Origin of the sequence: Rossellomorea sp. GCM10028870, assembly GCF_042666755.1 — a bacterium.
GTDB lineage: Bacteria > Bacillota > Bacilli > Bacillales > Bacillaceae_B > Rossellomorea.
Genome location: NZ_JBHTGN010000001.1, coordinates 1,665,869 through 1,680,170 on the forward strand (window position 1 = coordinate 1,665,869; position 14,302 = coordinate 1,680,170).

The following is a 14,302-nucleotide window of genomic DNA, read 5'->3' on the forward strand; positions in this document are numbered from 1 at the left end:
GAAGGCACCGGCCTTCTCTTTTTATTTGTCTCTTCTCCTTTTGGCATTCAGTAGACGCTGAAGGCGATCATCATCCTTAGTTTCTTGAGGATCCTGTTTAACCTTGGATTTGTTTATCCGCCCCTTTTCCTCAGAAGCTTTAGGCATAGTCTGCTTGCTGCTTGTAGGTTTCTCCAACTCATTCCCCTCGCGGTTCTGTTTCACTTTGCTGCCAAGTTGTTCAAAAGTTGGTCGTTCTTTAGGAACGGTAACGGGTATCTTCCTTTTAAGCTTATCAAAGACTCCCATTATAGGACCTAATCCAAACCTTCTTATTGCAATTTCACTAAAGAATAGTAGAAAGCCTATACTAATAAGGAGTGAACGGATTGATTGCTCTCTGGATGATTGGTTGTTGAACTCTCGAAAGACTTCTTTAGGGGACGAATATCTCTTCCCTCCCGTTGCTTCTACTATCTCTTCCAGTGTTCGGGTTCCCCCCTTGTAGGTGTATTCTTTCGAATATGGAACCGAAAAGCCTGTTTGGTATGAGCTTCCACTCTCTTCACCTGCCTTGGAGATATTCATATGATATAGTCCAGGTGATAACCTGCTCTCAAATTCGACTTCATAGTCCCCCGGATCCTTAATTCTCGTCGTTGCAGGAATCTCTTTTCCACTTTCATCAAGTGCCGTTACCTCAAGTTGAGAGACATCTCCCGCAGATGACGAAAGCTTTAACTGAGTATATCCCCTATCGTCTTCCACATCGATGGTGTAAGGGTTGGATTGAATATCAGGAAACGAACGTGTAACAAGCTGATTGACGAACGTCGGCCATCCTTTCCACCTGACGAAATCCCCTGTCCATTTTCCAGTTGTATCAGACGTAAATGCAAATGTCCTCCCCAGACCATATCTCCAGGTTGCCAAAATAGGATCATTCTTTTCACTTTTCATCTCAACTTGAGAAGTGCCTTTTGGACTAGTGGCAATATAGGCATTCATTTGCGGAATGCCTTCTGTAAATAACGTTTCCCATTTAGACGAAGAAATCGCTGGATAAAATGGATAGTCTTCAATATAGGTCCTGGTAGTAATGACTGTCTCCCTTGTTAAGATACTCGGTATCACACTGGCATCGACAACATCATAAAATCGACCTTTTCCCCATTGTGATAAATCATTTAATAGACCTCGATCTGCTCCTTCACCGATTGAGACGGTGGATAACGTAATTTGTTTACCGTGACCATCCTCTACAAGTGACTGGTAACTGCCTGACGTGGCAGATTGTCCATCCGTTAAAAGAATGATATGTTTTCTTTTTAAAGGTAAATCCTCTAAACTCTTATATGCTTGCTGTAAGGAGGAAAAGATTTCTGTTCCGCCACCAGGTGAAATGGAACGTATTTGCTCTTCTACTTTCTTGCGATCGGAAAGTGGTTTCGTCTCGACGATTTCCCATGGTCGATCGTCAAATGCAATGACTCCCAGCGTATCCTTATCTCTAAGTAAAGAGACGGTTCTTGCAGCAGCTTCTTTTGCAAGGGCAATCTTCTGACCATTCATACTCCCTGAGCGGTCGAGCACAATGACAAGACCAAGGGACGGAAGCTCTTTTTTCCCTTTCACATCCATATTGACGGGCAGTAATTTTTCGATCGGTGTTTTAAAATATCCTCCAAGAGCAAAACTTTCGCTTCCGCCAAACATAATAAATCCTCGTCCAAATTCTTGCACGCTTTTCTCCATAAGGAGCATTTTTTTCTCAGGAATGCTTGTCGCAGATACATTATCAAAAAGAATCGTCTGATATTCCAGATAGGAAGTCAGCTTTCCCGGTAACTGCTCAGGTTTGTATGAATCAACGCTAAACCCTGCTGACTTCAGTAATGGGGTTAACGGGCTTTCTCCAGAAGGGCTTTCCACCAGGAGTACTTTGGCTGGCCCTTCTGAACGGGCAAGATTGTATAAGGTATTATTTTCTTTGCTTCCACCCCCTTCTGTAAACGCCTCTGCCTTATACACCAATAAACCCGATTCACCTACGACATGCTTGAACTGATATTCATTGTTTCCTTCTTGCACTTGTACAATTTCCTTAATGATTGACTGATCATTTAAGGATATGCGCATTTCTACCTCTTTTTTTGTTGTGCTGTACGCGTTAACGGTTATGACTGTTTCTTCTCCTTCATATTGAATGGAGGGCGACGTAACATTAGTTACTGCCACATCATCTTTCGTATCCGGTGAAAGTGGAATCCAATCCACTTCAATCCCTTTACCCTTTAATAATGGTATGACATTTTCCCCAGTCCCAGTCGTTTCCTTACCATCTGTGATAGCAACAATTCTTCCTCCCCGGGTAAGGAGATTCGATGCATATTCCAGTCCTTCTTCGAGGTTCGTTTCTCCCTCGTTAATCTCTCCTGCAAACTGATTGATGTCATTTCTGTCCGGTGAAATTGTTCGTTCAATTTCCGAGTTTTCTCCAAAGGCTACGATTCCGTATCCATCATGTTCTACCTTGGTTCGGGATGCTTGATTGATCAGATTCAGGATGTGATCCTCTTGTTCCGACACAGAGGCAGAACGGTCAGCTAGAATGAGTACCGACCGCCCTTTATCCGGCAACAAAATAAGCGGGTCAGCAAGGGCAATGATCAATAGAACCATCCCACATCCCCTTAATATGAAGACGAGCTTTTCTTCCTTCCTCTTCAATCCCTGTCTGGCAAATAGGAAGAGTACAAATCCAAGGGGAATCATCAACCATAACCAAAGGATTTCTTTAAATTCGATTCCCACGTCTGTACACCTCCCATTCGATAAATAATAGCAGGATTGCCAAGATTAGAAACCACTCAGTAAGGGCTTGGGCAATGCTCTTTGATTCCTCGTTTTTCATTCCTTTAGTGGGTTCAAGGGAAAAGGAAGACCCTCCTGATAATTGTTTTTCCCGATCATCAAGTACGACACTGAAATATTTCATGTCACCATCTCGTATAGCTTGATATACACCAGGTGCTTCGGGTGCCTTGAACATCCCCTCCCCAGTCCATTCTTTTTCAAACTCACCTTCAGTGGAGTATATATCCCATTTATCTCCCGAAAGAGGTAATGTCCTCTCTTCACCCGGTTGATAATAGCCTAAAAACCCATGATTCTCTGATAAAAATTGATAAGAATTATAAAGAAAGATCGGAAATCCCGGATGTAATGGGAAATCTGATTCATTAAGGTGCAAATTTAACAGGACAAGCTTCTGACCATTCACTTCTCCCTTCTGGATGAGAGGAATGGAATCACCTGTTGCAACTGATTGGAGATTCTTTATTTGGATGGAACTCACTTTATCCACATACACTTTTCCCAGTTCAACATGTTTTAATAGGGGATCTTCATTCGTCGCTTCAATCCCATGTGTCAGCGGAGTGGCTTCTTTTGATCGTTCCGGAACGATCATGGCAGGGCTGCCAACAGATGATTGCTGCCACTTCTCCTTAGTTGTCAAGATGATTTCATCCCCAGGCTTCATTTGATCCTCTTCAATGGTTTTCACGTCGACTCCGATGGATTGAAACCCCTTTAATAGGAAAGGGTTAATTTCCCCTATGACATGAATGGCCGGCTTGGCAGCAGCCTGAATACTTGAAAGGCTGTTATCTTCCATGTAATCATCATTAAAATCGATTACCGCCTTATAGATTGGGCTATGGGAAAGGTCAGATAATGGAACAACGGTTTCCCCTCCTGGATCCAATGTCAGTCCCACCGAAGAGATCTCATTCTTTTCATCGTAAATGGTGAGGTGACCCCTTCGTGATACCTCACTTTGATTTTCGATCACAGCGACTCCTTGATAAGAAGATCCTAACCGTTCAACTCCGAAACTTGTAAGAGAAACATTTACAGGATTAGTCAAAAGATTATGTACCTGAATAGGACTTGTAAGTTCTTCTGTAAAATCATCTTTTTTCATTGAGTCTGAGAAGATATGTATGATTGATTCCGACCCGATTGCCAACGCCTCTCCAAGGTGAATCGCTTTTTTCATATCTTCGTTGTCATTAGATAATGGTAGATTCTTTAAACCATTGAGAACAACCCGGTCGTTTGTTTCTTCCGAGACAATGGTGGTTAAAGATTTCCCCACCCCCAATAAGGTTACTTTTCCATCAGTGCCTTCAACCAATGATTGAATGTCTTCCTTTGCTTCTTCAAAGTGAGATCGATTGTTCACCACTGCATTCATGGAGGCAGAGGTGTCCAGTAAAATGACGAGATGATCTTTTTTGGCCATTTCTTTAAATGTATAAGGCTTTACCAGGGCGATCATTAGGAAGAGAAGGATCAGTACTTGTAAAAGAAGTAAGACATTTTTCTGTAATCTATGAAACCATGGAGAAGCTTGCCATTCCTTCATTACCTCTTCCCATAGTAAATTAGAAGGAACAACTTGATCTCTGTATTGTTTTCGAAAGAAATACATTAAAATAACCGCGGCTATAAAAAAAGAAAATAAAAAAAAGATTGGATTCCCTATTCCCATCATATCACCTCAGCGGATCCATCCATTTTCTTTCAAATCCTTAAAGAATATTTCATTTAATGGTGGCAGGCAACTTGTTTGAATATAGCCAAACCCCCATTGATTGCATAATGCTTCAATCTCTTTGTTGTGATTAAGTAATCGCTCCTGATAGAGCTCCACCATCCTCGGACTTATTGATACATTCGTTTCCTGGTGTTTTTCACTATCTAATAATTTGACATCACCTTGATAGGATGGCGTAAGCTCTTCTTCATCGAGAAGTTGGATAAAATAAACCATTTCTCTTCTAATAGAAAGTTTTCTGAGTGCTTCCTCTATCAATGAGAGCGATTCGAGCCCGTCAGAAAGAATAAAGGATACGGCGCTTTTTTTTCGTACCCCTTTTCCTACTTGCTCAAAAAAGGAAATCCCAACTTCCCCTGTACGGTCCAGGGACAGCTCTTGAATGTCATGGAGAATCGCTTTTGCGTCCCGTGCCCCTTTTTTCATAAAGCACTTTTGGTGATGAGCTCCCATGCAATGCAATGTTAGACGATCATCATTTGAAAGAGCTAAAAATGACAGTGCTCCAGCTAATTCTTTCGCTCTCTTCCACTTTCTACTTTCTATTAACATGGAATTCGAGCAATCAAGGTAAATATGAACCTTTAATTCTCTTTCATCCAGATACCTTTTGATATATACCTTTTCCGTTCTGGCATACACATTCCAGTCGATTTGCCTTACATCATCCCCAGGTTCATACATTTGATAATCGGAAAATTCCAGGGAACTCCCATGATGGGTTGCGAGACGGGAACCTTTATGATGACCGCTCTTTAATCGTGTACCAGTGATCCTGTGCCTTTTCAATTGAGCTAGAAACTGGCTTTGCCAAAGCGTTTTCACCGACTATCACCTTTTTGAACGAAGTCGATCATTTCAAGGATGAGCTCATCCGTTCCAACACTCATTGCTTCTCCTTCAAAATTCAGGATCATACGGTGCCGCAATACGAGAGGAGCCACCTTTTTCAGATCTCCAATGGAAACATGGTACCTTCCTTGTGTCAACGCTCTGGCTTTGGCCATAAGAATGACATTTTGAAGCCCCCTTGGTCCACTCCCAAATTCAACATATTGTTTGATCCTTTCCGTTGTTCTTTCACTTTTAGGGTGTGTTGCATCAATAATATCAATGGCAAAGTCAATCATTTCATCTGTGACCATAATTTCTTTCACGAGGTCCTGAATGCTTAATAGTTCAGCTTGATTCAGCCTTTTCTCAAGAACGATGTCTTCGGTTCCTGTTGTACGCTGGATAATTTGTTTCATCTCTGCTTTAGTAGGATAGGAAACCAAGATTTTACACATAAACCGATCAACTTGGGCTTCAGGTAAAGGGTACGTTCCTTCAAGATCAATCGGATTTTGAGTGGCCAAGACAAAGAAGGGCTTATCCAATGTCATCGTTTCACCTACCACCGTGACCGTATTCTCTGCCATTGCCTCAAGAAGGGCACTTTGCGTCTTGGGTGTCGAACGGTTGATTTCATCCGCTAACACTAAGTGATGAAACAAAGGACCTTGATGGAAAACAAATGGATGTTGATCGTCCCTGCTTTGTTTCATGACCATTGTTCCAGTGATGTCTGTAGGCATTAGATCCGGGGTAAACTGAATTCGTGAAAAGCTAAGGTCCATAACATCCGCAAGGGTACGCACCAACATCGTTTTCCCTAACCCGGGTAAACCTTCCAAGAGAGTATGACCTCCCGCAAGGATGGACCAAAGCACACCCTCTACAATTTCCTCCTGCCCTACGATAAAGCGCTGAACCTCTTCCTTCACTTCTGTTATCTTCAAAGATGCATGTTTAAATTGTTGTTCTTTATCCTCTAAATTCACTCTGCCAACTCCCCTGGATCTATTTCACTGAAATAGGATTGCACGATATTCTCTAAATCTTTAGGGATCGTGGAACGATCCGACGACTTCCGGTAAAAAGAATAGTAATCCTGATACACTTCTTCATATGGACGAAGGGTTCCCTTTTGTACCGGCCCATTGCTTTCAAACCGCTCTCCCTGTTGACCCTCGCCTAATTTGCCTGTATCCCGTTCAATATGGTTATGCCCTTTGATTTTTTCCGGGACAGAAAGCATCTCTCTGGATCCTTGCCCGTTGCCGGCTCCGTTTCCTGCTAGAGGGGAGGAACCGTTTCCATTTCCTGCACCGTTGCCATTCCCTCCCTGGCCATGAGAATTTGTAGCACTGGTGCCTGGCTGATTTCCATTTGCAGATGAAGAAGGATCCTTTTTCCCCTGTGACTTACTATTTGCCTGGTTAGACGGCGCTTTACCGGAATTCTGTGCCAATGGTTCTGAACCTGTTGTATTACCCTTTCCGATTGCATTCTTTAAGAGACCGGCTTCATTTTGAAGTTCATCTTGAAGTTTAGCAAATTGATCTAATTGTTCTTCTATGCCATCCGACTCTTTCATTATTTCTGATAATTCTTCCAAGGAGGCAATATCCTTTGATTTTAAAGCCATTAATAGCTGATCTCTTTGTGCTTTTGTCAATTGATTAAAAGCTCGCTGGAGTTTATCGCTATTTTTTTCTTGAAGCGCTTTGTTTACGTTCTCTAGATGAATATCCGCTATCCTTTTCTTCACTTCCTGCAGCTTTTCATTCTGTTTCTCTATTGATTTCTTATGAAACTCGAGCTCTTTCACTTTTTTGGTTATTTCATCATATCGTTTGGCCGCTTCCTTTACTTTCCCGAGCTCTTCATTTTTTTTCAACAGTTTTTCTTTAATAGAAGCATTCTCTTTCTTTTTCGCCTTTTCTTCTATTCTTTTATTTGACTCCGCAATGATCTCTTTTTCTTTCTCAATCCGATTCGCTTCCTGAAAAGAGGTATTCCACTGCGTGAAAATCAGTAAGGATAAAAGCATAAGAGTTCCGCTTGTTATCAGGAATGAAGGCTTAATTCTCTTCTTTCTATATTTCAAGACTTCCGGATGAGCCCTTTTCATCTTATTCAATGCATCATGCACAACCAATGAAGAAAGAGCATGGCCACTATGAAGGCTACTATAAGCGGAACTTACACGATTGTCCTCTACGAACACATCATAGGTTAAGGCACTATCCTTCAAGGTGGCTCTCCTTCGATAAAACAATATCGCAACACCAATGAAAATGGAGTGGCAGCCTACCCATAGGATTCTTTCCCAATATGGGATTACAACTAACGCTGCCATCAAAACGATGCCTAGAACAAAGACACCTGCACAAACAAGCAGGAGCTGAATGTAATAACATAATTGATTGATCCAGAGCTTTTTTCTTATTTGCCGAAGCAATTGAAGAAATTGTTGAGTTTGTTCCATCTTCTCACCCTTTATTTAGCACTCTTCACCTTCATGCTTGGTCGTAGCTTCATGATACTGAGGGACAGGGAAATCAATCCAAGAACAGTGTAAATGATCAGGAATGAAATCCATAATGGAAACGTAATGCCGCTGCGAGTGTATATTTCTTCAATCGCCATTGGTTCAAAATGACCCATCATGACAATCCCCGGATTAAACATGGCGATTAAATACGGAGCAGGATTGGTCTGATTCTGATAAGGGCCGCTCCCGATTGCCATTGAGAGCATGAAGAGGAATAACGTTCCCCCTGCGAGAAACAGAACCGTTGCATAGGTTGTGACCATGGAAACGATTGTCTTTCGGATAATCGTTGAATATAAAACTCCGACGGAACCAAATGCAAAAACGATGAACAAACTGTATCCGAATAAAAAAAGTAAATCCGTTGGGGAAACTCCCCCGAACAAGAACACAAAGCTGTATAGAGGCAAACTTGAGACGACGAGTAATAACAAATAAGAAACGGACGAGACCAGTTTACTCAGTATTATACTCATTGAGCTTTGCTCCGTCGTCAACAACATGCTTAAAGTTTGTTTCTCTCTTTCTCCGCTGATGACACCGCCTGTTAACCCGGGTGTAATGAATAACACGAGAACAAGCTGTAAGAATGAGAGAATCATAAACATCACACGGCTTTCTTCGGGACGAAAATAACCAGTATTTGAAAATCGCGTTTGCATATAGATGAAACCGATCACGACAATTCCTACGGCAATCAAGTAGCATAACATCCCGATAAATGCTTTAAACGAACGAAAGCGAAGTTTAAATTCTTTATTTAACATAGGATTGATGAGTAACTGTTTCATGTAAGTGTCACTCCTTTCGTGATCTCCATAAAGACATCTTCTAAATTCGTTTCAGTCTCTTTGAAACTCACAATCTGGATGTCGTTTAAAACAGCTTTTTTCAATAGCTCTATTTGCTCCGTTTCTTCTCCTTTATAAAGAAATTGAAACGTTCTATTCTCCTCATCCACTTCAACCTTTGAAACAAATGGGTCGTCTTCAAAGAATGCCACAGCACTCTCCACCATTCCCCTTACCTTCACGACAATCAGTTTATCTGCCTGCAGTTGAAATTGAATATCCTGAACAGAACCATGAGCTACGAGTTTCCCATTTTCAATCACGCCAATTTCATCACACATTTCCGCAAGCTCCGGAAGGATATGAGAGGAAATTAAAATCGTTTTCCCCATTTTCTTTAATTCTTTAAGAATTTCCCTCATTTCGATCCTGGCCCTCGGATCAAGCCCTGATGCCGGTTCATCGAGTATCAGCACTTCCGGATCGTGGATGAGGCACCTTGCTAAACAAAGACGCTGTTTCATCCCCCTGGATAAAAGGTCAACATAGGAATCTTTTTTATGAGATAGATTCACCAGTTCCAACAATTGGGGAATGAGTTTCTTTCTTTGCTCTGCAGGAATTTTATAGCTTGCACCATAAAAGTCCAGATACTCGTCAGCTTTTAATTGATCATACACGCCAAAGAAGTCAGGCATATAGCCGATTTGCCTTCTGACCATTTTGGGATCTTTACTTATATTGAATCCGTTCACTGTAGCCGTTCCTTCAGTAGGAGCTAAGAGAGTAGCCAAAATGGAAAATGTCGTAGATTTCCCTGCTCCATTTTGACCAACAAAGCCAAATACGGTTCCCTTTTCAATGGATAAGTTCAGATCATCAAGGGCCAGGAACGACCCATAGCTTTTAGATAAGTTTTGAATCTCGATCATGGTCGGACCTCTCCTTTCAACACAATATCAGGGAGACGAACAAATGGATCCCCTTGAGATCGTTTTTCAAACTCGAAAACGATTTCCCCTTTGTCATTGATATACTTGTTCAATTTTTCTTTTACTTCGATTGAGTTCGTGGATGATTCAGAAATCACCAGCCGTTCATCTGTTTGTGGATCGACCAGAGAAAACTGAAGCACCCCTCCTGTATGAAGAGTCATATTTAAAGAATGAAGCGTAACCTTAGATAATTCAATTTGATTAGGGAGGTGAATGGATAGCTCATATGTCCCATCTTCGAGTCCCATCTCATCTGCACCATTATGTGAGTAATGCTCAATCACCTGTCCCTTAACAGGCAATACATCCAAATCAAGCTGTTCATTCCTAAGTGTAATAGCACCCTTATAATTTCCAAGGGAAGGAAAATGTTGATAAAGTAATGAGAAATTTTCAGACTTGGATTCTTTGTTCTTAATCTTCATATGGAATATCTCCGCATCTGTATATCCAAAAATGACCGGGGAGTTATTTTCATTATCCGCAGAAATCATTTGGGATGCGAAGTTTTCCAACCGTTCTTTCTTTTGCTGCTTAATATTTTGCTGATTCGGTAATGGCGATGAAATATTCGGTGTCACACCAATAGGAGAAGATAAATAATTCGTTGAAAGCTTTTTATCAACTTCGAGGGTATCCCCGGCTTTCATATCCCCCAGACGATACATTCTGGACCCCGACCAAATATATACATCTGTAAAATCATATGGAAAATCATTTTGAATTGTACCGGATAAGGTTTGATCCTCTAACACTAATTCCGGTATAAACCTTCCTACTTCTTCCTTTTCGCTTGTACCGAGTAATGTCCTCGTGGACCAGTATTCTACATCCCGAAATGTAATGGATCGTTTATCCTTCGTCATCTCTTCAACTGCAAACTTATACTGATTTACTCCCCCCGGGCTATTCCTGACTCTTGCAGGTGTGATATCTAAATGATGCTTATCTGAAATAAAATCATAGTCCCCCCCGGAGTTTGATAACGCGCTAAATGCTGAAATTCCGTGTACGCTCTTATCTTCCTCGACTTTTAAGACACTCATTTGATTCAAATGAGGCTTCGAGATTCTATCTTTAGCCCCGGTGATAAAGATCCCTGAGGAAACGAGGACCGAGATGACAGGAATAATCCACCATGCTTGTTCACGCTTATCCACTTTTCTTAATAAGAAATAGAGCAAAGGTACAAGAACAATCAAATAAATGATGAGAATGATGACTAGAGTACTTATTTTAAAATTAGTAGTCGGAAAGAGCTCATTACTGTCAGCTACTTCATAATAAATCCTCTCCAGGAAACTTTGATCTCCGTTGGACTGGCCAAGTAAAAAGTATGGCTCTGTTTTAGAAAGGACATTTGCAAACCATTCGTCATAGCTTTCCCATGCATTTAATACAGGATCACCCAGTGAGAATGCCGTCTGCCACACTTCCCCTAAGCCTTCTGAACTTTTCACGACCAATGGTATCCCGTCTTGCTCAACCAGAACATCCGATTCTGGTTTAACAGTCCCTTTATAGATTGCTAATGAGTTAAAGGAAGCCTCTATATTCTTTTTCACATTAAAGGTTGAAGTGTCGGAGAGTGTTGATTCTTCCCCGAACATAAGAGGAGCCATATCTGCTGCAGAACCAAGAGTATCCTCCAAATGAGGTGCCCCTCCAATAATTAAAACACCACCTGTCTCAACCCAGCTTTTTAACGCACTTTGTTGATCCTGGCTAAGTTCTGAAATATTGAATTGGTCAATGATAAGATAATCAAGCATTTGAAATCCGCTCTTCTCTTCAGGAATGTTTTCCTTTGTGAGCGTTAACGTCTCTACCTGATTTCCTCCCATGTTAGCCCCTTTAATTCCCTTCAAACGGTCAGGATTTTCACTCAATAATCCAATGGCCGTATAATTGCTATAGATGAAATTAGGAGTTAATCGTTTATCTCCGTTAAATTTTATTTCTTTTCCTTTTTCCCAAGATCCTTGGAACAAATGAATGGTTTCCTGATTGGAATTATGCCTGATTTCATCATTGAATCCTGGAATGGATAATGTGTATGTACGTTTTGAGTTTGCTGGCACATCTATGGATAACGCTCTTGATCCTCCGGTCTGAAAGGAAGGAGCATAGTCAAACAATAGATCTCCCTTGAAATCAGAGCCTGTATTTTCTACGGTTACTTTAAGGGGGAAACCACTTCCCTCCTTCACTTTTCCATCGATTCCTTCTTCCACTGAAATTCTAATTTGCGCTTGTGCGAGTGTTGTATCTTCCATGAAAAGAAACATCAAGAACCCTAATGTCATCACAAATATTGCTTTCGTCCATCTTTTCACATGCATTCCCCTCTTTCTTTCTCTCTACAAAAATAGACGTAATCATCATGGGAAAAGTTTCTATTATTTTTATCTTTTTCCTCATTCTCCATCTACCTTAAGTGTAATTTTACACTATTATAAACTCTTAGCAAGACCATTTTAGAAATTTATGTTAATTTTTCTTGTATTGACAAAAAAATCACGGAACGATATCCGTAGATAACGTTCCGTGATTCATACTCATTATTTTATTCCGCCAATATAATCTGAGAGAAGGGAGATGGCAAAGTCTATCGCTTCTTCATCAGGGTTTAATTTAGAATGATGCAGGCCAAATGGGGAATTCACGCCAAGCCAAAACATAAAGCCCGGTATTTCCTCAAGCATATAACCAAAGTCTTCACCCGTCATAGCTTCTTTACAGATTACGAGGTTCCGATTCGTTTTTTGGAGAAAAGAAATGAAATGATTTGTCCACTCCGGATCATTATAGACCTGGCGATACATGCTGCCATAATCCACCCGAATATCACAATCATAACTGATTTTCATACCATCGATTAACGCTTCCAGCCGTTTTTTCACACTTTCCATCGACTCGGCTGAAAGGGTACGGATGGTACCTTCCAATCTGGCTGTTTCAGCAATGATATTTTGCACCGTCCCACTTTCCATTTTTCCGACGGTGATGACCGCACTGTCTAATGGATCGACATTCCTTGACACGATCGACTGCATTTGTGTAACAAAGGAAGAGGCCACGACGATCATGTCCTTGGTATGATGAGGATAGGCAGCATGGCCGCCTTTCCCTTTAAAATCAATAAATAACTCGGACGTATTGGCAAAAAGCAGCCCCTCTTTAACAGCCACCGTCCCCACTTCATATTCCGGTGCAATGTGAAGTGCGAATATACAATCCGGCCTCCATTCCTTCATGATTTCACTTTCAAGCATAGGCTTCGCTCCACCTGGTCCCTCCTCTGCGGGTTGAAATATGAACAGAAGATCATCTTCTATAGGGTGGTTAACGAAATGGGTTAAAACCCCCAGCTCAATCGTCATATGAAAGTCATGGCCGCATGCATGCATCCTCCCTTCATGTGATGAAGGAAAATCCAATCCTGTTTCTTCCGTGATCGGCAGGCCATCAATGTCCCCGCGGTAGCCAATCATTCTTGTAGGATTTGTGCCATGAACCTTAACGAAGAGCCCTGTTCTCCAGGTCTTAATCTCTAATCGGTCAGCAGGCAGGCTACAAACATAATTTAATAGGTATTGCTGTGTTTTAAACTCTTGAAACCCAAGTTCAGGAATTTGATGGAGATCTCTCCTGATCGACTTAAAGTCTAAAGTAGACATGGGTATCCTCCTTACATGAATAATAGATGGGTAGTTAGCGAAAATGAGACCTTATAAGAAAAGAACAGACGCCGACCGTCCGTTCTCTCCTTGATCATGCTATTGTTGAAATGATTACAGTTGACGTAATTCTTGTTTTATTTCGGTCTTGGATTTTGTCTTTTCATCAATGTCTTTCAATTTCTTTGCGGGTGTACCTGCCACAACCGTGTATGGAGCTACATCATCCACAACAATCGCTCCAGCTGCAACGACAGCTCCTTTTCCGACTGTTACACCTTCAAGGACAACGGCATTGGCGCCAATGACTACATCGTCTTCGATGACGACGGGCTTTGCAGATGGCGGCTCAATTACCCCGGCAAGCACCGCACCCGCTCCAATATGACAATTCTTCCCTACGGTAGCACGGCCACCAAGTACAACATTCATATCGATCATCGTTCCTGAACCTACTACAGAACCGATATTGATCATTGCACCCATCATAATAACTGCGTTGTCACCGATTTCCACTTGATCGCGAATGATGGCGCCTGGTTCTATACGCGCTTTAACCCCTTTTAGGTCAAGAAGAGGAATCGCAGAATTTCGACGATCATTTTCTAATACATAGTCTTCGATTTTATCTTTATTTTCTTCAAGAATAGTAGAAAGCTCGCTCCACTCTCCGAATACTACCCCAGCGTTTCCCTGAAGGAAGGTTTGAGAAGATGAACCAAAGTCGATCCCTTCTAAATCACCTTTCACGTAAACTTTCACAGGAGTTGATTTAGTACTATTTTGAATAAAAGAAATAATTTCGTTTGCGTCCATCATTTTCATAAGAATACCCTCCGTAATTATGTATAAAT

10 protein-coding genes are annotated in these 14,302 nt (G+C 41.4%); all 10 read right to left on the minus strand.

From position 1 onward, the window contains the following. Positions 1–21: 21 nt before the first annotated feature. Positions 22–2,793, minus strand: coding sequence for a VWA domain-containing protein (locus tag ACFQWC_RS08585; protein WP_377106879.1), 2,772 nt, complete (start codon positions 2,791–2,793; stop codon positions 22–24). After that, the gene (locus ACFQWC_RS08590) at positions 2,777–4,540 is read right to left on the minus strand and encodes a vWA domain-containing protein (RefSeq protein ID WP_377106882.1); all 1,764 of its coding nucleotides are present in this window, start codon (positions 4,538–4,540) and stop codon (positions 2,777–2,779) included. Before ACFQWC_RS08590 ends, ACFQWC_RS08585 begins: the two co-directional genes overlap by 17 nt. Before the next feature lie 6 nt (positions 4,541–4,546). Next, positions 4,547–5,428, minus strand: a complete 882-nt coding sequence (locus ACFQWC_RS08595) for a DUF58 domain-containing protein (protein WP_341357841.1) — start codon at positions 5,426–5,428, stop codon at positions 4,547–4,549. After that, positions 5,425–6,426 carry an AAA family ATPase gene (locus ACFQWC_RS08600; RefSeq protein WP_299740540.1) on the minus strand — a complete coding sequence of 334 codons (1,002 nt, stop codon included), beginning with the start codon at positions 6,424–6,426 and terminating at the stop codon, positions 5,425–5,427. Before ACFQWC_RS08600 ends, ACFQWC_RS08595 begins: the two co-directional genes overlap by 4 nt. Then, positions 6,423–7,916, minus strand: coding sequence for a hypothetical protein (locus ACFQWC_RS08605; RefSeq protein WP_299740538.1), 1,494 nt, complete (start codon positions 7,914–7,916; stop codon positions 6,423–6,425). Before ACFQWC_RS08605 ends, ACFQWC_RS08600 begins: the two co-directional genes overlap by 4 nt. 11 nt (positions 7,917–7,927) lie before the next feature. Further along, positions 7,928–8,773: an ABC transporter permease gene (locus ACFQWC_RS08610; protein WP_377106884.1), complete on the minus strand. Its 846-nt coding sequence runs from the start codon at positions 8,771–8,773 to the stop codon at positions 7,928–7,930. After that, positions 8,770–9,705 (minus strand): ABC transporter ATP-binding protein, encoded by a 936-nt coding sequence (locus ACFQWC_RS08615; protein ID WP_299740534.1) that lies wholly within the window; start codon positions 9,703–9,705, stop codon positions 8,770–8,772. Before ACFQWC_RS08615 ends, ACFQWC_RS08610 begins: the two co-directional genes overlap by 4 nt. Next, a complete protein-coding gene (locus ACFQWC_RS08620) occupies positions 9,702–12,104 on the minus strand; it encodes a hypothetical protein (protein WP_377106886.1) in 2,403 nt (800 codons plus the stop codon). Before ACFQWC_RS08620 ends, ACFQWC_RS08615 begins: the two co-directional genes overlap by 4 nt. A 225-nt stretch (positions 12,105–12,329) precedes the next feature. Then, entirely contained in the window at positions 12,330–13,448 is a 1,119-nt protein-coding gene (locus ACFQWC_RS08625) for an N-acetyldiaminopimelate deacetylase (protein WP_299740530.1), read from the minus strand. Between the two features lie 114 nt (positions 13,449–13,562). After that, positions 13,563–14,273 carry a 2,3,4,5-tetrahydropyridine-2,6-dicarboxylate N-acetyltransferase gene (dapD, locus tag ACFQWC_RS08630; RefSeq protein WP_299740528.1) on the minus strand — a complete coding sequence of 237 codons (711 nt, stop codon included), beginning with the start codon at positions 14,271–14,273 and terminating at the stop codon, positions 13,563–13,565. Positions 14,274–14,302: the final 29 nt, after the last annotated feature.